Annotated in this window: 22 protein-coding genes; all 22 read left to right on the top strand. The window is 62.9% G+C overall.

What is annotated here, in order from left to right:
- Positions 1–8: 8 nt before the first annotated feature.
- The gene (locus GGR36_RS07915; protein ID WP_183633983.1) at positions 9–407 is read left to right on the top strand and encodes a pilus assembly FimT family protein; all 399 of its coding nucleotides are present in this window, start codon (positions 9–11) and stop codon (positions 405–407) included.
- Positions 394–819: a type II secretion system protein gene (locus GGR36_RS07910; RefSeq protein WP_183633981.1), complete on the top strand. Its 426-nt coding sequence runs from the start codon at positions 394–396 to the stop codon at positions 817–819. Before GGR36_RS07915 ends, GGR36_RS07910 begins: the two co-directional genes overlap by 14 nt.
- Positions 819–1,412 carry a prepilin-type N-terminal cleavage/methylation domain-containing protein gene (locus GGR36_RS07905; RefSeq protein ID WP_183633979.1) on the top strand — a complete coding sequence of 198 codons (594 nt, stop codon included), beginning with the start codon at positions 819–821 and terminating at the stop codon, positions 1,410–1,412. The genes GGR36_RS07910 and GGR36_RS07905 overlap by 1 nt, the downstream gene beginning before the upstream one ends.
- Positions 1,412–2,386, top strand: a complete 975-nt coding sequence (locus tag GGR36_RS07900; RefSeq protein ID WP_221229507.1) for a type II secretion system protein GspK — start codon at positions 1,412–1,414, stop codon at positions 2,384–2,386. The genes GGR36_RS07905 and GGR36_RS07900 overlap by 1 nt, the downstream gene beginning before the upstream one ends.
- Positions 2,310–3,533 carry a hypothetical protein gene (locus GGR36_RS07895; protein WP_221229506.1) on the top strand — a complete coding sequence of 408 codons (1,224 nt, stop codon included), beginning with the start codon at positions 2,310–2,312 and terminating at the stop codon, positions 3,531–3,533. The genes GGR36_RS07900 and GGR36_RS07895 overlap by 77 nt, the downstream gene beginning before the upstream one ends.
- Positions 3,533–4,135, top strand: coding sequence for a GspMb/PilO family protein (locus tag GGR36_RS07890; RefSeq protein ID WP_183633966.1), 603 nt, complete (start codon positions 3,533–3,535; stop codon positions 4,133–4,135). The genes GGR36_RS07895 and GGR36_RS07890 overlap by 1 nt, the downstream gene beginning before the upstream one ends.
- Positions 4,132–4,596 (top strand): hypothetical protein, encoded by a 465-nt coding sequence (locus tag GGR36_RS07885; RefSeq protein ID WP_183633964.1) that lies wholly within the window; start codon positions 4,132–4,134, stop codon positions 4,594–4,596. The genes GGR36_RS07890 and GGR36_RS07885 overlap by 4 nt, the downstream gene beginning before the upstream one ends.
- Complete coding sequence (gene gspD, locus GGR36_RS07880) at positions 4,593–6,914, top strand: type II secretion system secretin GspD (protein WP_183633962.1); 2,322 nt, start codon at positions 4,593–4,595, stop codon at positions 6,912–6,914. Before GGR36_RS07885 ends, gspD begins: the two co-directional genes overlap by 4 nt.
- A 78-nt stretch (positions 6,915–6,992) precedes the next feature.
- On the top strand, positions 6,993–7,961 hold the full coding sequence (locus tag GGR36_RS07875; protein ID WP_207064284.1) for a glycosyltransferase family 2 protein: 969 nt from the start codon (positions 6,993–6,995) through the stop codon (positions 7,959–7,961).
- A gap of 100 nt (positions 7,962–8,061) precedes the next feature.
- Positions 8,062–8,880: an ABC transporter permease gene (locus GGR36_RS07870; protein ID WP_183633958.1), complete on the top strand. Its 819-nt coding sequence runs from the start codon at positions 8,062–8,064 to the stop codon at positions 8,878–8,880.
- Positions 8,870–10,183, top strand: coding sequence for an ABC transporter ATP-binding protein (locus tag GGR36_RS07865; protein WP_183633957.1), 1,314 nt, complete (start codon positions 8,870–8,872; stop codon positions 10,181–10,183). The genes GGR36_RS07870 and GGR36_RS07865 overlap by 11 nt, the downstream gene beginning before the upstream one ends.
- A 29-nt stretch (positions 10,184–10,212) precedes the next feature.
- A complete protein-coding gene (locus tag GGR36_RS07860) occupies positions 10,213–11,673 on the top strand; it encodes a hypothetical protein (protein ID WP_221229505.1) in 1,461 nt (486 codons plus the stop codon).
- Entirely contained in the window at positions 11,670–13,262 is a 1,593-nt protein-coding gene (locus tag GGR36_RS07855) for a glycosyltransferase family protein (RefSeq protein WP_183633955.1), read from the top strand. The genes GGR36_RS07860 and GGR36_RS07855 overlap by 4 nt, the downstream gene beginning before the upstream one ends.
- A gap of 8 nt (positions 13,263–13,270) precedes the next feature.
- Complete coding sequence (locus tag GGR36_RS07850) at positions 13,271–14,539, top strand: glycosyltransferase family protein (RefSeq protein ID WP_183633954.1); 1,269 nt, start codon at positions 13,271–13,273, stop codon at positions 14,537–14,539.
- Positions 14,540–14,568: 29 nt separating this feature from the next.
- Complete coding sequence (locus tag GGR36_RS07845; RefSeq protein ID WP_183633953.1) at positions 14,569–15,123, top strand: hypothetical protein; 555 nt, start codon at positions 14,569–14,571, stop codon at positions 15,121–15,123.
- Positions 15,120–16,526, top strand: coding sequence for a hypothetical protein (locus GGR36_RS07840; protein WP_183633952.1), 1,407 nt, complete (start codon positions 15,120–15,122; stop codon positions 16,524–16,526). The genes GGR36_RS07845 and GGR36_RS07840 overlap by 4 nt, the downstream gene beginning before the upstream one ends.
- Positions 16,513–16,878, top strand: a complete 366-nt coding sequence (locus GGR36_RS07835) for a 4-amino-4-deoxy-L-arabinose-phospho-UDP flippase (protein WP_183633951.1) — start codon at positions 16,513–16,515, stop codon at positions 16,876–16,878. The genes GGR36_RS07840 and GGR36_RS07835 overlap by 14 nt, the downstream gene beginning before the upstream one ends.
- Positions 16,865–17,545: a glycosyltransferase family 2 protein gene (locus tag GGR36_RS07830; RefSeq protein ID WP_183633949.1), complete on the top strand. Its 681-nt coding sequence runs from the start codon at positions 16,865–16,867 to the stop codon at positions 17,543–17,545. Before GGR36_RS07835 ends, GGR36_RS07830 begins: the two co-directional genes overlap by 14 nt.
- 1 nt (position 17,546) lies before the next feature.
- The gene (locus GGR36_RS07825; RefSeq protein WP_183633947.1) at positions 17,547–17,873 is read left to right on the top strand and encodes a DUF2304 domain-containing protein; all 327 of its coding nucleotides are present in this window, start codon (positions 17,547–17,549) and stop codon (positions 17,871–17,873) included.
- Positions 17,874–17,924: 51 nt separating this feature from the next.
- Positions 17,925–18,740: a glycosyltransferase family 2 protein gene (locus GGR36_RS07820; RefSeq protein WP_183633945.1), complete on the top strand. Its 816-nt coding sequence runs from the start codon at positions 17,925–17,927 to the stop codon at positions 18,738–18,740.
- Between the two features lie 64 nt (positions 18,741–18,804).
- Positions 18,805–19,569, top strand: coding sequence for a class I SAM-dependent methyltransferase (locus tag GGR36_RS07815; protein ID WP_183633943.1), 765 nt, complete (start codon positions 18,805–18,807; stop codon positions 19,567–19,569).
- Between the two features lie 101 nt (positions 19,570–19,670).
- Positions 19,671–21,584, top strand: a complete 1,914-nt coding sequence (locus tag GGR36_RS07810) for a polysaccharide biosynthesis protein (protein WP_183633942.1) — start codon at positions 19,671–19,673, stop codon at positions 21,582–21,584.
- Positions 21,585–21,800: the final 216 nt, after the last annotated feature.

The following is a 21,800-nucleotide window of genomic DNA, read 5'->3' as shown; positions in this document are numbered from 1 at the left end:
TCTGTCACATGCGAAGCGGGCGTCCTGACGGGGGCTTCACCCTCGTTGAGTTACTCGTGGTCCTTGCTATTGTGGGGATGATGGCAGGATTGGTCGGGCCTGCACTTTATCGGTGGCAGGAGCGATTGGAGGCGCGTGGCGCGCTCTCCGACCTCGAAGCCCGTCTTGCGGCCTTGCCAGTCGATAGTTTTATCGGTGGGCGCGCGCGCGTGCTGGACGAAGCGGCGCTTCTGGCCGAACTCAAGGAATTTCCCGCGGGCGCAAAGATCTCGCTGCCGCAGCCTTTGCGGTATTCGGTCAATGGCGCCTGCAGCGGCGGCGAAGTGCTGCTGACCCTGCCCGACGGCTCGCGCTGGCGCTTTCGCGTCGCGAAATTGACCGGTGAGGTGACGCGTGAACCGGTCTGAAAGAGGGTTTGGCCTGCTGGAGGCGATCGTTGCTCTGACGATTCTGGCGACCACCGGCGTAGCCCTGTTCTCTTGGATCGGCACCAACCTGCGCGAGGCGGGCCGCTTGAAGCAGGTCGAGCGCGAGGCCCGCTGGCGACTGCAAGCCGTTGAGTGGCTCAACGGTCTTAATCCTGCGGAGAATCCCGAGGGGCGCGTCGAGTTTGATGGCCTGATGCTCCGATGGACATCGAAGCCAGCCGGGGATTTCATCGAAGGCGCGGCGTTGTTCGATGAGGGGCGCAGCCTGTATCAGCTTGCGCCCTTTTCGGTGTCGGTCGATGTGTCAGAACGAGAGGGCGATACACCACTGAAGATCGATGCGACGTTGTTGGGCTGGCGTCGCGTCCGCGACCTGACGGCGCCCGATTGATGCGCCGCGAGCAGGGCTTTACCCTCCTTGAAATGCTGGTAACGCTGGCTATCGTAGCTTTGGCGTCCACTGTCATCTGGCAGGCAATGGCGCAGATTCTTCGGCTTGAGTCGAGCATGAGCGGGTTCCAGCTTCAGGGGGCACGGCGTATCGTCCAAGTCGCCTGGGCGCGGGATGCGATGCGCGGATTTCTGCCGATGGAACCTGTATCGCCGCTTCGTGTGCGCGGCACAGCTCGCGAGTTGACCGGTCTCGCCGCAAATCCACCTGGCGAGGCGGCGATCGGCGTCGGCCGGCTTGCGCTGCGTCTGGGCTTTGATGAGAAGTCGGGCGAGACGCGACTGACTTCGTCGGTCGAGGGCAGCGAGCCTGTCGTGCTATTGCGCTGGCCCGGCGACCGCGGTGGGTTTCGCTACCTTTCCAGTGCGGGTGAATGGGTTGAGATGTGGCCGCCTGACATGAAGTCCTATGAAGGGGTGCCGTCCGCAATCCTGCTCGAAACCGGGCTTGAAGATGCGCCGGTGATCGTCGCCCGGCCGCCCGCTGCGGGTTCGCCGCCGCTGCCCTCGCAGGCCTCGGTGAAGGAGCCATGATGGCCCGAGGGCGTGCGCAGCGGGGCTATGTGCTGATCCTTGTGCTCGCGGTGGTTGCTGCCCTCGCGGTCATCGCGGCGCGTTTTGCTGCGCGCATCGATGCCATGCGTGTGCAGGTAGCGTCTCTGAGGGATTATGCCGAGGCGCAACAGGTCGCCGTAGAGGCTAAATCGCGCATGCTTTTCGTGTTGGCGACGAATGTGCCGCAAACGGATGCTTTCGGCATTGGCGAAAAGCGGCTGCGTGCGGATGGTACGCCTTACCGCGTCGGGAACGCGATCGTCTCGTTGCAAGATGAGCGCGGCCTGCCGAGCCTGAACCTTCCCGACCGCAACTTGCTGGCGCGACTCCTTGTGGAACTTGGGGTGGACGGCAAGGACACCGATGGACTGCTCGACGTTCTTGAGGACTACACCGACCTCGATAACCTCAAGCGCCTGAATGGCGCCGAGGCGGCGGACTACGCCGCACTTGGTCTGCCGCCGCCACGTAACGACTGGCTCTTCAGCCCAGAGGAGTTGGGCAGAATGCCGGGTTGGCGAGATCGTCCCGAACTGGTCGCCCGCATGGCGCGCCTGAGTTCTGCGAGGCGCGACACCTGGTTCAATCCGTTGACCGCTCCGCGAGAGGTGTTGCGGGCGGTGGCGCCTGCGCTACCCGAGAGTGCGCTTGATGCTTATCTCTTTCAGCGCCGCCAATCGCTTCAGTCCCAATTGCCGCCGGGGCTCGCCCTTCGCGTCGATGATCTTCTGCCGCATGTGGGTGACTTCTTGCGCCTGACGATCCGGCCGCGATCGTTCCCCTTTGAATTCCAGTATAATTTACGGCTTTCCCCTGACGCTCCGGTTCTTCCGTGGCAGATCACGGATGCCCGTGTCGTGCCTCATGCGCCTTCCGATGCAAACAACGCTCCCGAATACCCAGAATTCGACGTCGGTCGCATCTGGCCTGCGCAGGCTGGTTCACCTCCGTGACGGTATTGCGGTGCCGCGCGAGTGGTCCGCTCGTGTGGTGCAGCAGGTCATTGCCCGCTCGCTCTACGTTACGCGCTGGTTCGACCTCTCGGCCTTGCCAAAGTCCGAGCGCATAGGTGCAGTGCAGGCGCAACTCGCTGTCTGGCAGCCCTTCGAATTTTGCGATTACCGGGTGGTTTTGCACGAGGGCGGTGCCTTGGCATTTGCTTGGGATGCCCGCGAGTTTGAGGCCCGCCGTGCACGATGCCGTGAAGCCCGATTTGCGAATCCCGGGTTATTACCAGAGACGCTCCTGAATGCGCCGCTGCGCGCGGGCGCTCGCGTCGTGCAAGGGCTCGATGGCTTTGCTGGCGAGTTCTGGGATGGTGGCATCCTGAAGGGCTCAAGCTATTGGCCCGAGCTACCTTCTGCCGACGAGTGGTTGAACTTTCTGCGCGGGGCCTCGGCTCCGCCGGCTCTGCATGATGTGCCGGTCTCCGCAGCCCTGCAGTCAGCAGACTGGCTGCGCCTACCGTGGGCGCGCTTGGCGAGTGCGCGCGATCTCTCCGGTGCCAACAGGCGTGTTGAGCGGGTGGCTGTCGCGGGCGGGGTGGTGCTTCTCGTCGCGCTCGCAGCTCAGTTGGCCGGGGATGCTCGTTCGCTTTCGAAGCGAGAGACCGCGGCTGCGGAGAAGCTTGTTCGCATCAAACGCGAGGCCCAGCCAGTCATTGCTGCTCGCGATGCGGCACAGGCGGCCCTTCCGAGGCTTGAGGCCCTTGCGAAATCGCTGGATACGGTTTCTGCGCTGTCCTTGCTGGCGCACCTGACGGCCGTTATGCCTAAAGACGCTGTGATCCGCGACCTCGACTTCGATGGTCTCAAGCTCAAGCTCGGTCTATCGATTCCTGAGTCGGTGTCACGTTTGGAGTGCCTGAAGGCGCTCCGCAGCGAGCCTTGGTTCGGAGAGGTTCGAGAGGCGAGTGGCGGGCAGAAGAGTCTGATCCGGCTTGAGATCACGCTGACTGGCCTGGCTGCGCCGCAGCCCGTGCCGCCTCAGTCGGCCGCTGCCAGTGCGGACGCGCCGTCGGGTAAGGACGAAGCCGCTGGTGAGGCGAAGGTTGTGGCGGGACGGGGCGACACGAAGAAGAGTCTCGAGGTGAAACGCTAATGGGACCGTTTGATGGTGTTCTGGCCGAACTGAGGACCAATGCACGTCTTCGGATCGGACTGTGGCTGATTTTGGCAATTGGCGTCGGCTATGCGCTCGCCGGCTGGGATGATCGTCTGCAGGCGCGTGCCGCGGCGCTGGGTGAAATGCGTGCCGAGATCGACCGGCTTGCGCCGCTCACGGGCCAGTCCATCTGGTTGGATCGACTCAAGGCGCTCGAGGCGCGGCAGCAGACGCTGAAAGGCCATCTTTGGGCAGCTTCGTCGGATGGGCTTGAAGAGGCCACCATTCAAGACTGGGTGCAACAGCAGGCGCGCTCCTCTGGACTGAACGTCAAGGATATGCGGGTGTCCCGTCAGTTCTCGGAGGATGCCTCCAAAGCCAAGTCCGCTGCCGAGGCTGGCTATCTGCCGGTCAAGGTCAGGCTGGCTGCTGACTTTTCGCAGGCGTCGGTGCTGGCATTCCTGACCGCGATCGAGAGTTCGGAAAAGGCGGTCTTGATCGATCATCTGACGATCAAGACTGATAGCGCGCCGCCGCAGTTCAGCATCGAGATGCGTGCTCCGTTCATGTTGCCGAAGGCGGCAGAGGTGCGGCCGTGATCGATCGTTTCTGGCTTGCTGTCACGACGGTGGCGGTCGCGCTCTCTGCGACCGTCTTTTGGTGGCCGCGGACGGATGTTGAACCGCCGCGACTTGTCCGCGCCCGTTCAGAGGTTTGGGTCCTGCCTGAGGATCCCCGGCCGGCGTTCGATGAGACTGTGCTGTCCCCGGAATTGATCGGGACTCAGATTTTCGGCGTGACCAAGGCGCCACAGAAGGGCGCCCCGGAACCGGCGACCTGGATGATTGGCGCGGTCTACCGCGTCGGCAAGAAACCCTTTGCGCTGGTGCGCTTCAGCGAAGCATCGCGCCAGGACTACTCAGTGACATTGATGGACAAACTCCCCGACGGCAAGATCGTCAATGAGATCCGTGACTCGCTGCTCATCGTGCGCGATGGCAAGAAGCGGGTGGAACTGGCGTTGCGGCAGTCGATGCCCATGCCGGAGGCGGGCAAATGAAGGCGATCTGCAAGCCCCGCCTGCCCGCACTGGTGTTGGTTCTCGCCGGCGTCATGCTTGCGACCTCTTGCGCCACGACGCAGCCGGTCATTGCCCCCCCTCTGGTGACACCCAAGGCTGACGCAGGGAAGAGTGCCGGATCTGCTAGCCTCGATCGACCGACCAAGGATCTGGTGTCGACGATGCCTGCGCCTCCGGCGCCGGTGAAAACGAAGACCAAGACTCCGCCGCCGCCAGTGGAAGCGCCAGCCAACGAAGAGGCGACGATCGTCTTCAACTTCGAACAACTGCCGCTGCCGTCGTTCATCAAGCTGGTTTACGGCGAGATCCTGAAGCGCAACGTCAACATCGATCAGAAGCTCCTGGCCCGCAAGGATCTGGTGACGCTGCGCTCGTCGACACCGCAGACGCCGAGTCAGGTCGAAGCGGCCATGAAGCTGCTGCTGAAGAGCTACGGCATCGCCGTGGTCCAGATCGACGGACTGGTCCGGATTCTCCCGGACGATGCCAGTCTCGGATACCTGCCTGAGATTCAGCGTGGTGCAGCCTTGCCGGATACGCCCATTGCCATGCGCCCTCAGTTCCAACTCGTTGAACTGAAGGCTGTACGTAACTCGGATATCGCCAACTTCATCAAGACGATGTACGGCGACCGGATCAAGCTGCAAGAGGACTCGCAGCGCAATGCTGTGCTGCTGAGTGGAACCGCCGATAACCTGCGTGCTGCCATCGAGAGCATTGCTGTGCTCGATCAGCCAATGATGCGTGGACGCGGCAGCATGCGGCTGAACCCGCAGTACTGGTCGGCCGACGATCTCGCCAAGCGTCTTGTCGAGGTGCTGAGCGCAGAGGGCTACGCGGTGGCGCCAGTCGGCCAGGCCGCCGGAGGTCTGCGCTATCCGGTCACGATCCTGCCGGTCGCGGCGATCAATGCGGTCTTGGTGTTCGCCATTTCTGACGATATCAGCAACCATGTCGCCGATCTCGTGAAAACCCTGGACCAGCCCAACACCCGCGGGCTTGGTCGGAACTTCTTTACCTATCAGGCTGAACACGTCGACGCCGAATCGCTCGCCGCGACGCTTGACAAGCTGATGACGGGGGCAGGTACGACCACGACGGCTTCCGGAACTGCCTCGACCAATGCGAGTGCCACATCGACGACCGGCACGAGCAACCGTTCCGGTGCAACGACCGCCTCCGCCTCCGCGTCCCAGGGCTCCGGCCGCGCGGTTGTCGATAAGGGTACGAACACGATCATCTTTAACGCGAGCCCTGACGACTATTCGTCGCTGGTTTCCTTGCTGAAGCGGCTCGACCGGCCAAAGAAGGAAGCGCTGATCGAGGTGACGGTCGCGGAGGTCGCCCTGACGGACAACATGCAGTTGGGCGTTGAGTGGTTCTTCACGAACTCCATGAACAACGGCTGGACCGGCTCCGGCGGCACGCTTGGCGGCCTGGCGCTCGGGACTGCCGGCTTCACCTACAAGATGTTTGATTCTCTGGGTAGCACACGTGTGGTGCTGAACGCGCTCGCTGCGACCAACCGGGCGACGATTCTGTCGACACCGCGGGTGATGGCCCGCAACGGCGAGACCGCGCAGATTCAGGTCGGCCAGGAGGTGCCCATCGTCACCAGCCAGCAGTCGACGCCGCTGACCGGTTCTTCCACGTCGATCACGCAGACGATCCAGTACCGGAACACCGGCGTGATCCTGAAGGTGAAGCCGGTAATTCACTCCGGCGATCAGGTCGATCTGGATGTCGAGCAGGAGGTCAGTGCCGCGCAGACCACTGACACTGGTGTCAATACAAGTCCGACCATCTCGACGCGCAAGCTGCAGACCCGTCTGACCATGCGTAACGCATCCACTGTTCTCCTTGGCGGCCTGATTTCGGACGATTCGACTCGCGGCTCGTCGGGGATCCCCTTCATCAAGGACATCCCGTTCATCGGGAACCTGTTCAGCAAGGACACCCGAAACGGGACGCGTCGTGAGCTGATCGTCCTGATCACGCCGTACATCATTGGAGATGATCAGGAAGCTCAGGCGATTACCCAAGCATTCCGTAACCGCCTTGGCGGGTGGGCGCAGGATGCCGCCGTGCCGATCGCCCCGGCGGGTGTTGCTGCGCCAGCGGCGGCCGATGTATCCGCGCCGGCCGAGACCAAGCCCGGCAAGCCTGTCGTTGCGCCGGCCACTCTTTCCCAGCAGCCGTCAGTGCAGGCGGCGCAGCCGGTTGTGAACGCCTTCGAGACGCAGCCGGATCCAGCGGCCTTGCCGAAACCGGCGCCCATCGAGGATGCCAAGCCCTGATCCGGCAGATCGTTCGCGGCCGGCGGCGCAATGAATGCGCAGCCGGACTGCGGAGTCTGACCAAAGGCGTTCTGAGGCTTGCGCCAGCGAAACCCTTCAGTTGAAAAAGTGAAAAGCCCTGTTGAGCCCAGCGTTGCGATCCTGATGGCAACCTTCAACGGGGCTGCCTACATTGATCAGCAGCTTGCTTCGATCGCCGCCCAGAGCTACGGGGGATGGACGCTGTGGGTCTCGGATGACGGATCGAGTGACGACACCCTGCTCAGGCTTCGCTCTTTTGCCGGGGTGCGCGCCGACGGGCAGGTCGTTGTCCGGCAGGGGCCGGCTGCCGGGGTGGTGGCGAACTTCCTGAGCCTTCTCCAGCTTGCGGAGATCGATGCGGCCTACTACGCGTACGCCGACCAGGACGATGTGTGGCATGCCGACAAACTTGCGCGCGCCCTTGCGTGGCTGGACCAGCAAGACCCCGAAGTGCCCGCGCTGTATTGCTCGCGAACCGTCCTGGTCGATGCGGACGACCGGGTGATCGGCGAGTCGCCGCGGTTTGGTCGGGCCCCAACTTTTGCAAACGCCCTGGTGCAGAACATCGCTGGTGGCAACACCATGGTCTTCAATCGTGCAGCCAGGCGCCTGCTAAGCCTGACCGACAACGAGGCTGCTCCGGTCTTGCATGACTGGTGGGTATATCTTGTTGTAAGTGCCTGTAAAGGAACGGTGTTTTTTGATCCCAAGCCGACGCTGCGCTATCGCCAGCATGGTGCCAACCTGATAGGATCGAATGTTGGCTGGCGCGCTCGTCTGACCCGCATCTCCAAGGCGCTTGGCGGGCGAACGACTCAGTGGAATGACCGCAACATCGCGGCTTTGGCGCCTTTGCGTGGCTCCATGAGTGAATCTGCGCTCGCGACGCTGGACAAGTTCGAGCGTGCCCGCCGGGCCGCCGGCGTTCTGCGGCGACTCGCCGGCCTGCGCCGATCTGCGGTGTACCGCCAGAGCATCTGGGGCGATCTGAGCCTCTGGATCGCTGCTGCCTTGGGCCGGCTGTAACTCGATGCGATCGAGTTATTCCAGTGTTTCGCGCCGTGAATTCAGGAGCACGGCCGCAGAGCGGCCGTGCTCCGCAGACAGCATTTGACCGAGTTTCTTGATGCAGACTTTTTCAGCGAGTCCGGTGGAGATGGTGCTTGGCCTGATGCGCCATCGCGCGCTGATCCGCACCCTAATCTGGCGCGAAGTGATGGGCCGCTATCGCGGCTCGGTGTTCGGCCTGCTCTGGTCCTTCGTGCACCCGGTGCTGATGCTCGGTGTCTATACCTTCGTGTTCAGTGTCGTCTTCAAGGCTCGCTGGACGCAGGCGACCGGGTCGCGCGCCGAGTTCGCGATGGTGCTCTTTGCGGGCCTGCTTGTGTTCAACCTCTTCGCGGAATGTGTCAATCGCGCGCCGGGGCTGATTCTTGAGAATGCGAACTACGTGAAGCGCGTGGTGTTTCCGCTTGAGATCCTGCCCTGGGTTTCGGTGGGTGTTGCAGTCTTCCATTGCCTTGTCGGCACGCTGGTCTGGCTTGTCTTCCACCTTGCGTTGATTGGCTCGCCGCATCCCACGCTACTGCTGTTTCCGCTCGCCTTGCTGCCGATGATTTTGCTCACGACCGGCTGTGCCCTGTTCCTGTCGGCCTTGGGTGTCTATCTTCGCGACGTCGGGCAGTTCATCGGCGTTCTGACCACGACCTTGATGTTCCTGTCGCCGATCTTCTATCCAGTGTCGGCCTTGCCACAGGAATTCCAGCCCTTGTTCATGCTCAATCCGCTGACGGTTTCGGTCGAGCAGTTGCGCGAGGTGATGTATTTCGGAGCGGTGCCCGATGCGGCTCGGTATCTCGCGCATCTGGGGATCTCCTGCCTGGTGCTCGCGGGTGGTTTTGCGTGGTTCCAGCGCACGCGCAAGGGTTTTGCCGATGTCCTCTGAGTGCATGATCAGGGCCATCGGGCTGAGCAAGTGCTACCAGATCTACGAGGAGCCGCGGCATCGACTGATGCAGATGCTCGCGCGCGGACGCAAGCGCTACTACCGGGAGTTCTGGGCGCTGCGCGATGTTTCGTTTTCGGTCGCGAAAGGCGAAACCGTCGGTATTGTGGGGCGGAACGGAAGCGGCAAGTCGACGCTTCTGCAGATGATCTGCGGCACCCTCAACCCGACAGCGGGCGAAGTCTCAGCCAATGGACGGATCGCCGCGTTGCTTGAACTTGGCTCGGGTTTCAATCCCGAGTTCTCCGGCCGCGAGAACGTCTACCTGAATGCCGCTGTGCTGGGGCTTTCGCGTGAGGACGTCGATCAGTGCTTCGACGAGATCGTCGCGTTCTCCGGGATTGAAGAGTTCATCGACCAGCCGGTGAAGACGTACTCGAGCGGCATGGTGGTGCGCCTGGCGTTTGCGGTGCAGGTCCAGGTCAAACCCGACGTGCTGGTGGTGGATGAGGCGCTCGCCGTCGGCGACGAAGCCTTCCAGCGCAAGTGCTACCTGCGGTTGCAGGAACTCAAGGCAGACGGCGTTGCTGTTCTCTTCGTCTCGCATGACGCGGGTACGGTGCTGCAACTGTGTGATCGGGTGATTCTCCTCGATGCCGGCAAGAAGATCATGGAGGGCGAACCCAAGCCGGTGGTGGCGCTGTACCAGAAGCTCGTGTACGCGACCCGGGCCGCCGCAAACGAGATCATCGCGGCAGCCAGGCCGGACGATACCCTTCCCGACACTGGCGTACCGCAAGTCGTGGCGGTGAGTCCTGATTTCGATCCGGAACTGGTGCCCCAGACAACGCTGGACTACGCGAGCCGAGGCGCCGCGATCCATGCCGTCGAGGTGCAGGACGAGCTTGGGCGGCTGGTCAATCAGTTGCAGCACGGTGCGATGTATACCGTCCGCTTCCGGGCGACCTTCGACTCGGCGGCACAAAGCGTGATCTTCGGGATGATGGCCAAGACGGCCGCGGGCGTTGAAATCGGGGGCGCGGTGACCGATACGCCGGGGAGCGGGCTGGCACGGATCGAGCCTGGTGAGCGGTTCGACGTCGTGATCCGTTTCCGGTGCCTGCTAAACCCGGGCGTCTATTTCCTGAATGTCGGCATCATGGGTGCCGCTGATGGCGAACTCACCTATCTGGCCCGGAAAGTCGATGCGGTGATGGTGCGTGTCAAACCGGAACGAGCGATCAGGGCCACCGGACTGGTGGATCTCGACGTAACGGCTACTGCGGAGCGAGTGGGCGCGTGAAGAACAGGCAACCAGTGATCGTTCTTGGCATGCATCGCAGCGGGACCAGCGCGATGGCCGCGGCATTGCAACACATGGGCGTCGTGATGGGTGGCTCGCTCTATGCAGAGAACGAGTGGAACCCGAAGGGCTATTTCGAGGATCAGGCCATCGTTGCGTTCAACAATCTGTTGCTGCGCGAATGCGATCGCCGATGGGATTCGCCACTGCCCCCCGTCATTGGCGATCTCTCCGAATGGGAAGGGCGTGTCGAGGATGCCACGCGACTGCTCGACGGGCTGTTCGCAGGTGCTGCCCTCTGGGGCTTCAAGGACCCGCGCATGTGCGTGCTGGCGCCTTTCTGGCGCGAGGTCTTCGCGCGCCGCGGGATCCAGCCGCGACTGCTGATGGCGGTCCGGGATCCGGCCGAGGTTGCGCATTCCTTGCAGCGGCGGGATGGCATTTCGGCGAGCCGTGCTGCCTGGCTCTGGATGACCCACCTGCTCGGCGCGCTCGACTATCTCGATGTTGCTGTCGATGCCCGCTTCCTGGACTTCTCCGACCTCCTGAAGCGTCCGGCTGACCACTTCGCGGAATTGGCAGACTGGCTTGAAGTCACGCCGCCCGATGTCGTTCGTGATCGGTTCGCCGCTGACTTCATCTCCCCGGACTTGGCCCATGGGCGCGTGCCAGCAAGCGAGCAACTGCCTTTGCTGGCAACCCGGGCATACCTGTTGCTGCGAGAGGCCGCAGCAAACAGTGTCCCCCCGCGGGTGTTCCGCGATTCCGCCGCGTGGAAGGATCTGCTTCGAGATTTCCGCGAGCAGGTCCTCCCTGAACTGGAGTCGGTCCAGCGCTTCCTTGAGCGTGACCGGCAGCTTGACGTGCTTGAGGGGCGGCTCGATGCGACCTCGCGCGGTCTCTCGGTAGCTGAGCAGATTGCCGCGGATCGTTTGCAGGCGCTGGACGAATCGGGACTTCGTGAACGCGAACTCGCGGACGCGTTGGCTGCGGCCGAGCGTCTGTCGGACGCCTGCCATCGCGAACTGGCCGCGCATGGGCAGCGGCTGGCCGAGACTCAGGAGGCCCTGGAAACCTGCCAGAACCTCGCACTCGCGCGTCAGGACGATTTGATCGCCATCGAGAATCGCCTGCGCGAGACCGAACTGGCCTTCCAGCGGTCGCAGGAACTCGCGCTGGCTCGGCAGCACGAACTCGGCGTGCTTGATCTTCGCCTTGGGGAGACGCAGAAGGCGCTGCAGCAGAATGAGGCGCTGGCGCTCGAACGGTTGACGCAGCTAGCGGCGCTGGATGAGCAGCTCAAGGCGACAGACGCAGCCTTTACCGAGGCCGAGCGTCTCGCCCTTGAGCGACAGGGTGAAATATCCGTCTTGCGCAAGCAGTCCGGGGAGCTTGCTGAGCGTATGGACGCGCTCACGGCCGAGCTTGACGCTATCCGCTCAACGCGCTGGTGGCGAACAGCGAATTACCTTGGCCTCATCAAGTCATGACCGAGCGCTTCATCTGCCAGATCGATCATCTTGCCTGTCACGAGAAGGGGCTGTTCTGCTTCGGCTGGGCGCTCGATCCTGTAGCGCGGTTGAGCCAGGTCCATCTGGTGCTCCATTTTCCGGACGGTAGCTGCCAGCGCGTCAAGGCGACCATGGGTAAGCCGCGCGAGGACGTTGCGCTGGCGTTTCCCGGAAATCCCAACGCCGCCAACTCCGGTTTCATGATGATTGCGGGGTGGAACCGGCAGCCCCCGGAACGCGCCGAGTTGGTCTTCGCTTCTGGCGATGGACAGACCTGGCGGAGCTCGCTTGCTCTGCCGGCCCGTGATCCGGAAGCTGCCAAGGCGCGGGTGCACGGCGCCTATCTCCTTCGCCGGGTATGGGGGCTGGCGCGTTCGGGCCGCTTCGCAACCCTCTGGAAGAAGGCGCTGCACTATTACCGCGGCTCGGCCCGACTCGAGGCTCCGGACCAGATCGCGCTGGCAAACTGTGTGGCAGGGCGCAACGCAAGGCTGGTGATCGATCACTCGATGGGTGGTGGCGCGAACCTGTTCAGGGAACGGGTCGTTGCCGACTGGATCGCACAGGGCGATGTCGTCGTCCTGCTGAGCTTCCGTGTCAGCGAGATGACGCCTTTCGTAGAGATCCGCGACGCGTCCGGCGTGATTCTCGTGCAGGCACTCAAGGCGTTTGATTCCCTGCGTGGCGCATTGCTTGGGGCGCGGCTGGCAGAGATCTTCCTGAACTGCGCTGTGTCGTTCCCGGACCCGGATTCGCTCCGTGATTTTGTTGCCGGCCTGAAGGCTGCAACGGACGCACGATTGATCATCGCGATCCACGAGTACTTTTACGTCTGTCCGTCCCATTTCCTTCTCGACGAGGATGGCAGGTACTGCGATATTCCAGGCCCGGACCGCTGCTCGTCGTGCCTGTCGAAGCAGGAAGAGGGGTTCGTTTCCCTGACCGGGGAGCGCTCGGTAGTTGCCTGGCGGCAGCGATGGGCTGCTCTGCTGACGCTGGCCGACGAGGTGCGCTGCTTCTCCGAGTCATCCATCAGGTTGATGAAGCGTGCCTTTGCCGGCGTCGAGATGCGTGCGCAGCTCAGTCCGCACTATGTTGTCCCGCTGCGGCCTGTGGCTCGCCCGAAGCCCGACCAGACCGCGGTGGTGGTGGGCATCATCGGCACGATCTCCGTGCACAAGGGGGCGCAGGTTGTCGCAGATCTCGCCGCTGCGATCGAACGGCGCAAGGCACCGGTGCGGATCGTCATCATCGGCAGCGTCGATGCCAACTGCCCGGCCGGCGTCGTGACCGAGACGGGGCCTTATGATCAGGATGAACTGCCCGACATTGTCGAGCGGCACGGCATCGGGATCGCCTTGCTGCCGTCCATCTGCCCCGAAACCTTCTCGTTCGTTGCGCACGAAATTCTCTCGATGCAACTGCCCCTGATGTCCTTCGACCTCGGGGCTCAGGCGGATCTCGTCAAGGCTTGCTCCCGCGGCCGGATCGCCCGTCATCAGGATGGCGACGGTCTCCTCGGGGAGATCCTTGAATTCGCCCACATCCTTTCACTATCCGGCAAATAGGATTGATCTTGAAAAGAATCCACGTCTTCACCAGTGCGGCCTGCAATTACATTCCCAAGGTGCGCGCGCTTGTCGCGTCCATACGGAAATATCATCCGGAGTGGATCGTTCACCTTGCCCTGTCCGATGAAGTGCCGGAGGGGCTTGATCTCTCGTCAGAGCCCTTCGACGAGATCCACCCGGTCAGTTCGCTCGAGATTCCGGATGTGGTCGGCTGGTCGTTCTGCCACACCATCGTGGAGCTGTCGACCGCGATCAAGCCGTTCCTGCTGGCTCGGCTGCTCGATCGCCCCGACTGTGCCGGCGTTGTGTATCTCGATCCGGATACGGTCCTGTTCTCGCGCCTCGACGATGTCGTTGAAGCGATCGGCTCTGCCAACATTGCGCTGACTCCGCACCAGGTGTCGCCGGAGCGAACGCTTGCCGCCGTAATGGACAACGAGATCGCTAGTCTCAAGCATGGCGTCTACAACCTGGGCTTTGCCGCAGTGGCTCCGACCGAGACAGGCAAGGCCTTTGCGGCATGGTGGTCCGAGCGGATCTATCACTTCTGCCGTGCCGAGATCCATAACGGGCTTTTCACCGACCAGCGCTGGATCGACCTCGTGCCCGCCTTCTTCGAGGGCGTCTGTATCCTCCGGACGACGCGCCTCAACGTGGCGCCGTGGAATGTGACGACCCGTGAGCTCAGCGGCTCACTCGCCGAGGGCATCCTGGTCGACGGCGCGCCGCTCGGGTTCTACCACTTCACTGGCTTCGACAGCGGTGCGCACAAGGCCATGGCCTGGAAGAACGCTTCTGGCCAGCCCGCGGTTGCGGAGTTGGTGAACTGGTACACGGAAACGATCGCCGAGCTCGGCAAAGATCCGCTGTCGGCAGTGCGTTGGGCGTTCGCCCGCTTTGACGACGGTACGCTCATCCCCAAGCCGGCGCGTCTCGTCTACCGCGAACGGCTCGACCTCCAGCGTGCGTTTGCCAACCCGTTCTCGACCGTGGGCGGTGGCTACAAGGCCTGGTGGGAGTCGCAGGGCCGCATCGAGTATCCAGCGCTGTTTGATGCCGCGACGGTTGATGCGGAGATGCTGCGCCTGACGATGTCGCTGACGCCGGGCTTTCGCGCTGGCGAGTCACATCGGGAAGACGCAATGTCGCGGGTACGGACCCATCTGCTGCGTGCCATAGACGAGCCGGCCCACGGTCGCGCACTGGCGAAGCGCGCCTGGGAGATCCTGCGGACTGAGGGCGTGCGTGGGGTCGTCCGCCGGATTTCGAATTGAATTTGTCTTTGCGAGAGGAGTTTTCGGGCATGAAGAGCGTTTCGTCGATTGCAGCGGTGTTGCTGCCCCTTGCGCTGATGGCCTGCGGCCAGCGTCCGTCCGAGCCGCAGCGGATTGAACCCGGGCTTGTGGCCCCCGGTGGGGCCGCGGAGCCCGCGGCCAAGGATCAGCCCGGCCCGGTGGCATTTACTCTGGTTGAGGGGCCCGCGCAGTTGGCGACAGGTGGCGCCTGCAACTTCGATCTCATCGCCGGAGTCAGTCGCGACAATGAGACGATCGAGGTCACGCGAGACTTGGCCAAGCTCTACACGGGTTGGGCGGCGGTTGCGGTCGAGGGGGGCGTGCTTGCTTCCGACATCAGGCTTGTTCTGGCCGGCGCGAAGACATACGAGCTTGTCACCCGGGCAGATCGACGCAAGGATGTGGCGGACTACTTCAAGGTGCCGGCTCTCGAGAACGCGGGTTTTGCGGCCACTGCGTCGGCACAGGGCGTTGACCCGGGCGAATACACGCTCAAAGTCGTCCTGCGCGGCTCCGGTGGCCAGTTCGAATGCGGTGTGACCAAGAAGGTTGTCGTTCGATGATCCGTCGCTTTGCGCTTGCCTCGCCTGCGCTGGCGCTTGTCTGTGCCGCGCTTTGGGGGCTGACCGTCCTGGCCAACTGGCCAGGACATTACTCGGTCGACAGCGTGGTCCAGCTCGTGGAGGGCATGACCGGGTACTACGTGAGCTACAACCCTCCGCTGATGGGACAGTTGCTTGCGTTCGTGTCGCGGGTCGGGGGGCACGGCGCCTTCATGGGCCTGATTGCCGGGCTCTACTTCGCGGCGCTGTATCTGATGGTCGCCGGGGCAGGACGGGCCGGTGCTTCCCGCAAGGTGCTGATCGCAGTCTTGCTGGTGGCGGCCGCGCTCAATCCAGTGAGCTTCGTCTACAACGGTACCGTGTGGAAGGATGTCTTCTGCGCGAATCTCCTGCTCCTTGCCTTGGCGCTGGCGGATCGGTCCCGCAAATGGGCGAGCGTCGAAACGCTGCTCGCCGTCCTTCTGTGCAGCATGGCGGCGCTGGTGCGGCAGCAGGGCGCGATCGGCGCACTCGCGGTCTGCCTGCTTGCGGCCTATCGGCAGCAGGTAGTCTGGGCCGGTCTGCGGGCCTTTGCGTTGTCGGCGCTCCGCATGCTGGCGCTGACCGTTGCGTGCGTGGCGCTGCTTCAGTCGGTCGTCCGCGTCGGTCAGGTCGAAGTCGAGCAAAGCCCGGTGCCGAAAGGCCTGGTGGTGGCTGCCCGGTTCGACATTGCCGGCATCCTCAGGTTTACGTCAAAGGATCCGACACCTGTTCTCCGGAACTACAAGCTCGACCCGGAGCAGCTTGTGGGCCTGGCTCGCCATTCGTACTCCCCGGAACGGGTGGATACCCTGGCGTCAGTCCCGGATGCGCTGGCTCGCGTTGGCGATCCCGGCATCCTGCGCCTGTGGCAAGACCTTGCCACGTTCGACCCCGCCGCCCTGTGCCGTCACAAACTGGCAGCGGCCAGCCGCTTGCTTGGTTCGCGAAGTGACGGCGCCTGCTTGCCTGCTCACGTCGGGGTCGCGGCGGAGGCGCTGACGATCGTCGCCGGGCTTGGCGTGCCTTACCGGTTCGGCGATGACTTCCTGCCCGAACCCTCAAGGCATGCAGGTAGCCTGTGGCGGTACGTACAGCAGAGCTTGCCGGCGTTCAACGGCTACCTCTGGGCGGCGGGGCTCCTGCTCGTCCTTGTCGCCGGCTTGTGGCGCAGGAACGCCCTTGCGATCGCGCTAGCGCTCGCTGCGTCCGCGCATGTGGCCAGCTTCCTGGTGATCGGCGTCGCCTGCGATTTCCGCTACATCTATTTCGCCGTTGCGTCCGTCTGGGCGGGGGTGTTGGCGCTGCTGGCCTGCGGCGTCGGGCTGCCTCCCTCCCGGCCGGAACGCCAACATTCAACCGGAGCCGGAATTGAAACCCATTGAGGTCGTTTTCCTGATTGTCTATGCCTTGGGGATGTCGGCAGGGCAGTTGCTGTTCAAGCTCTCGGCCGGCTCGCTGGCCGGATCTGGCTCCCTGAAAACGCTGCTTTTCGACTTCCGCTTCCTGCTTGCGGTCGCTCTTTATGGCGCGTTGACAATCTACTGGGTGTGGCTGCTCTCGTTCATTCCGCTGACTCGCGCATACCCGTTCGTGGCGGTTTCCCTGATCGCGACGACGGCTGCCGGGGTTCTGTTTTTTGGCGAGGTCATGACCATGCGCCTGGCGCTCGGCTCCGGGCTGATTGCTTTGGGTACGGTCCTAGTTGCCGGAGGGGGAAGCAATGGGCTTCAGTGATGTGTGGGTTGTGATTGCGGCCTACAACGAGGGGACGGTGCTGTCTGACGTCGTCAGGACCGTGCGGGCGGCCTTCCAGAATGTCGTCGTTGTCGATGATGGCTCGAGCGACGACACAGCGGAGGCGGCTGCGAGCGCTGGCGCGGTCGTTGTGAGACATCCGATCAACCTTGGACAGGGCGCAGCGCTTCAGACTGGTATCGACTTCGCGCTGCGTGCCGGCGCTGATGCGGTCGTGACCTTCGACGCGGACGGGCAGCATCGCGTCGAGGACGCCCAGCTCATGCTGGAGCGCCTCTGGCAGAACAAGTGGGATGTGGCGATTGGTAGCCGGTTTCTCGGCTCTGCTGAGAATATTCCACCGATTCGCCGGATGGTTCTGCGGTTGGCTGCGTTGTTTACCTGGGCGACTGCCGGGGTTCGTCTGACGGATGCGCACAACGGGCTGCGTGCGATCACCGCACAAGCGGCGCGCAAGCTGCGTATCAGGCAGAACCGGATGGCCCATGCCTCGGAGATCATCGAGATGATCGGGCGTTCGCAGCTACGTGTCGGGGAGGTCCCGGTCAAGATCATCTACACCGAGTATTCGCTCGCAAAGGGGCAGAAGCTCTCCAATTCCATTCACATCGTTCTCGATCTTCTGATGGGACGAATCGGGCGCTAGCATGTTGATCCAGTACTTTCTGAGCGGCTTCTTTGTTGTCGTGATGCTGGCCGCAATCGCACTGTCCCGCGGTTCGAAGATGATTGCGCTCGGCGTATTGCTTGGCACATCCGGCTCGCTGGTGTTCGTCTGGTTTCCGGAGCTGGCGACGACCGTAGCGCATTCGGCAGGGGTTGGCCGGGGCGCAGACCTGTTGCTTTACCTCTGGTTCGCGGTGAGCGGTTTGTTGCTGGTGGGCGCCTACCTGCGCATCCGCAGGCTGTCAGAGGAGGTCACCGAACTGGCGCGCGCTGTTGCCCTTGCCAATCCGCGCCGGCCTGCGTCCTGATCGAGGCTGCTTGGCGGACAACTCCATGACCGTGTGTCGAGAGTGCCGGGAATGATTGCTCGACAACAGCTGTCGCGATTGGCGATCTCCATCGTGATTTACCGGCCAGACGCGCAGTTGCTGGCGCAGACGGTGGCGAGCGTCCTGACGTCGGCTGCGCAGATTCCGGACTGTTCGACCCGGCTGGTGCTGGTCAGTAATGATGACGGGAGCGCGGGCGCCCGGATCGTGGCCGAGACCTCGCCCTCGGCCGAGGTTCTGCACCTCTCCGGGCATGGGAATGTTGGCTACGGGGCGGGCCACAACATGGCCCTGCACGCGGTAGAGAGCGATTTCCACCTGATCCTCAATCCTGATGTCGTCGTCGACACGCAGGCTCTGGCTGCCGCTGTCGATTTCATGCGACACCATCCGGATGTGGTGATGCTATCGCCGGACGCTCGCTGCCCGACGACCTCGGGGCGTTTGTTCCTGTGTCGCCGGATGCCCCGCTGGAGTGTGCTCTTCGCGCGGGGCTTCGTGCCGGCGCGATTTCGACGGAGACTCCGCCCGGCACTTGATCACTACGAGATGCGGGATGTACTTGGGGACACTCTGCTCTGGGATCCGCCGCTCGTCAGCGGATGCTTCATGCTGGCGCGGACGCATGCGCTGCGGGAGATCAGGGGGTTTGACGAGCGCTACTTCCTGTACTTCGAAGACTACGACCTGAGTCTGAGGCTCCGCAGCCAGGGCCGTATCGTGTGGCACCCCTCGGTCCGTATCTGGCACTCTGGAGGAGGGGCGGCGAAGAAGGGTTTGCGCCATCAGTGGATGTTCGTGCGTTCCGCACTGCGTTTCCGCAAAAAGTGGGGCCTGCCCCTGTGATAAGGCTGCTGCCCTTGTGCACCTGCCAGTGTCCGGGTCGTGGCGCGTTTATGGACGATTTCAGATGAACCGATTTTTCGATCAGTACGACGCCTTTTTTCAGACCAGTCAGACCAGTCCGTTTCCCGACCGGCTGAACGCTCGCCACCGCGCGATCATCGAAGCCAATCCAGAGGCGTTTACGGGCAAGCGCGTTCTCGATATTGCCAGCCACGATGGGCGCTGGTCCTTTGCGGCGCTCAAGGCTGGAGCGAACCATGTCGTCGGGGTCGAAGCGCGATCTGCGCTGATCGACAACGCTCGCGCCAACCTGGCTCGATACGGGTGCGCCGCCGGGAGCTACGATTTCTTGCAGGGTGACGTGTTCGATGTGCTTCAGGGAAGTGTCGGCGAGATCGACACGGTTATGTGTCTGGGCTTCTTCTATCACACGATCCGTCATTGCGAGTTCGTTGGCTTGCTTGCCGCCACCGGCGCTCGCACGCTGATCATCGATACTGAGGTTGCGCCGGTTGCGACCGCGACGGCTCCGATCCCGTCTTATTCGGTTGATCCCAGGCGGCCAATAGATTCATCTCTAGTGATCCAGTTGATCAAGGACCCGGTTCACGAAGAGCAGATGGCGATCGAGGACAGCCTCACGCGAGGCGGCTCCACTCTCGTTGGCCGTCCGTCGCGCGGTGCGGTGGCATTCATGGCCGACCATTTTGGCTATAGCACCGAAGAGTTTGATTGGCCTGCCCACTTCAAGGACTGGCCGGGCGACGCGGCGTCGATGCTCGATTACGCTGAGGGTTGGCGGACGACATTTATCTGCCATCTGCGCTGAACCTGTGACTGTCGCGCGCGAGTGACGGGCGAACTGCTCTGACGGGATCGTCGCGGTGTAAAATCCCGCCTTCGAGGTTTAACGCCCAGGCGGGCTATGCTATGTCGGGCTTCATCAACCGGTTCATCGAGCGGTTTCCGGCGCATTGGCGGCAGGTCGCAGTGTTCTTCGCGGACCTTGTTGCGGTGGTGCTGGCTTGGGTGCTCGCCTACGGAATGCGTTTTAACGGCGCAGTTCCGCCGGAGTTCATGCGCACTGGCTTGTCGGCCTGCGTTCTGATTCTCCCGATTCACGCCATACTGTTCCGCAGCTTCGGTCTTTACCGCGGGATCTGGGTCTTCGCGAGCCTCCCGGACTTGGTCCGGATCGTGCGCGCGGTGGCTTCGTCGCTATTGATCAGCGTCGTGGCCTGTGTCTTTGTCGGGTTCCTGCCTCCGGTTCCGCGGACCATCTTCGTGCTGCATCCGGTCTTCTTGTTAATGTGGATGGGGGGAAGCCGTGCGGCCTATCGTCTCTGGAAGGAGCACCGGCGCTATGGCGACCTTCTCGCGCGCGGACAGCCAGTCATCATTCTCGGAGCCGGGCGTGCCGGTGCAAATCTGGTGGCCGAGTTGTCACGATCGCCAGCCTGGCGGGTGGTAGGCCTGCTCGACGACGACCCCAACAAGATCGGGCGCGAGATCTCCGGAATCAAAGTTTACGGTCGCATCGACGAACTGATCGCGTGGTCATTTCAGCTCAAGGCCAAACATGCGATCGTGGCGATGCCATCGATGTCGCGAATGGCGCGTCAACGGGCCGCCAGCGAGTGTTTGCGTGCCGGCGTACACGCGATGACGTTGCCGTCTATCGAGGATGTCGTCGGGGGCGGCGTGCAGGCGGGGCAGTTCCGAGATATCGACTTGCACGATTTGATCGGGCGAGCGCCGATTGATATCAACACCCCGGAGGTCGGGGCCATGCTGACGGGGCGTGTGGTCATGGTGACTGGCGGAGGAGGCTCGATTGGCTCCGAGCTGTGCCGCCAGATTGCGCGGTTTCGTCCGGCTCAGCTGGTGTTGCTCGAAGTCTCCGAGTACGCGCTCTACCGCATCCATGACGAGTTGCGTGAGCGTTATCCGCAGATCGAGGTCGTGCCCTTTGCGGGCGATGTGCGCGACGGCATGTGGCTGGAAGCGGTCTTCCGACAGTATCCGCCATCGATCGTTTTCCACGCGGCGGCATACAAGCATGTGCCTCTGATGGAAGAGCGGAATGCTTGGCAGGCCATCCGCAACAACGCTTTTGGCACGTACAAACTGGCGGCCATTTGCGTCGCACATCGAGTGGAGCGTTTCGTTTTGGTGTCGACCGACAAGGCCGTAAATCCAACGAACGTGATGGGGGCGAGCAAACGGATGGCAGAGATGATCTGCCAAGTCATGCAGCAAGGCACGCGGTCTACGCGTTTCGAGATCGTTCGCTTTGGCAATGTCATCGGTAGCGCAGGCAGTGTCATACCGAAGTTCCGGGAACAGATCGCTCGCGGGGGGCCGGTGACCGTCACCCATGCAGAGATTACTCGCTACTTCATGTCGATCCCGGAGGCGGCGCAGCTTGTGTTGCAGGCGGCGGCGATGGGGCACGGCGGGGAAGTGTTCGTCATGGACATGGGAGAGCCGGTGCGAATCGCGGATCTCGCGCGAGACCTGATCCGCCTGTCCGGTTTTGGTGAGGACCAGATCCGTATCGTCTACACCGGCTTGCGTCCGGGAGAGAAACTCTTTGAAGAATTGCTGTCTGACCAGGAGGAAACCCGGGAGACGCATCATCCCAAGCTGCGAGTCGCGCGTGCAAGGGAGGTCGTGCCCGAATGGCTTGATGAGGTCGTGGCCTGGATGGTTCAGCGGGGTATTCCCACCGATGCCGAGGTGCGGCGAGATTTACGGCGTTGGGTGCCAGAGTACACGCCCACGACGCGCCCGGGACTCAACGTAGTGGCGCGGTCCCACAACGAAAACCTCCCAGCGGCATAGCGGGTAGCTCCAATAGGCGGGAGACGCGCAGGATCAGGCGCACTTGCTGGAGCGCCTCACGAACGAGGCCGGTTACGACCCCGCTCGTGATTAGCTTTGGCTCACCGGCGATCTGGACAATTGGGGCCGTCATAACGCCGATGCACTGCGTTTCGTACGTGCGCTTGGCGATAGCGCGGTGATGGTGATTGGCAACCTGACTTCAACTCGCTCGGA

Origin of the sequence: Niveibacterium umoris, from assembly GCF_014197015.1 — a bacterium.
Lineage (GTDB): Bacteria > Pseudomonadota > Gammaproteobacteria > Burkholderiales > Rhodocyclaceae > Niveibacterium > Niveibacterium umoris.
This window is presented reverse-complemented; position numbering and strand designations above follow the sequence as displayed.

Excerpts from the sequence above, each read along its gene's own strand:
- GGR36_RS07855 (WP_183633955.1), top strand. The coding sequence starts at position 11,670 with ATGACCGAGCGCTTCATCTGCCAGATCGATCATCTTGCCTGTCACGAG.
- GGR36_RS07845 (WP_183633953.1), top strand. The coding sequence starts at position 14,569 with ATGAAGAGCGTTTCGTCGATTGCAGCGGTGTTGCTGCCCCTTGCGCTG.
- GGR36_RS07860 (WP_221229505.1), top strand. The coding sequence starts at position 10,213 with ATGCATCGCAGCGGGACCAGCGCGATGGCCGCGGCATTGCAACACATG.
- GGR36_RS07815 (WP_183633943.1), top strand. The coding sequence starts at position 18,805 with ATGAACCGATTTTTCGATCAGTACGACGCCTTTTTTCAGACCAGTCAG.
- GGR36_RS07895 (WP_221229506.1), top strand. The coding sequence starts at position 2,310 with ATGCAAACAACGCTCCCGAATACCCAGAATTCGACGTCGGTCGCATCT.
- GGR36_RS07915 (WP_183633983.1), top strand. The coding sequence starts at position 9 with ATGCGAAGCGGGCGTCCTGACGGGGGCTTCACCCTCGTTGAGTTACTC.
- GGR36_RS07870 (WP_183633958.1), top strand. The coding sequence starts at position 8,062 with ATGCAGACTTTTTCAGCGAGTCCGGTGGAGATGGTGCTTGGCCTGATG.
- GGR36_RS07865 (WP_183633957.1), top strand. The coding sequence starts at position 8,870 with ATGTCCTCTGAGTGCATGATCAGGGCCATCGGGCTGAGCAAGTGCTAC.
- GGR36_RS07890 (WP_183633966.1), top strand. The coding sequence starts at position 3,533 with ATGGGACCGTTTGATGGTGTTCTGGCCGAACTGAGGACCAATGCACGT.
- GGR36_RS07900 (WP_221229507.1), top strand. The coding sequence starts at position 1,412 with ATGGCCCGAGGGCGTGCGCAGCGGGGCTATGTGCTGATCCTTGTGCTC.
- GGR36_RS07830 (WP_183633949.1), top strand. The coding sequence starts at position 16,865 with ATGGGCTTCAGTGATGTGTGGGTTGTGATTGCGGCCTACAACGAGGGG.
- GGR36_RS07825 (WP_183633947.1), top strand. The coding sequence starts at position 17,547 with ATGTTGATCCAGTACTTTCTGAGCGGCTTCTTTGTTGTCGTGATGCTG.
- GGR36_RS07810 (WP_183633942.1), top strand. The coding sequence starts at position 19,671 with ATGTCGGGCTTCATCAACCGGTTCATCGAGCGGTTTCCGGCGCATTGG.
- GGR36_RS07905 (WP_183633979.1), top strand. The coding sequence starts at position 819 with ATGCGCCGCGAGCAGGGCTTTACCCTCCTTGAAATGCTGGTAACGCTG.
- GGR36_RS07840 (WP_183633952.1), top strand. The coding sequence starts at position 15,120 with ATGATCCGTCGCTTTGCGCTTGCCTCGCCTGCGCTGGCGCTTGTCTGT.
- GGR36_RS07820 (WP_183633945.1), top strand. The coding sequence starts at position 17,925 with ATGATTGCTCGACAACAGCTGTCGCGATTGGCGATCTCCATCGTGATT.
- gspD (WP_183633962.1), top strand. The coding sequence starts at position 4,593 with ATGAAGGCGATCTGCAAGCCCCGCCTGCCCGCACTGGTGTTGGTTCTC.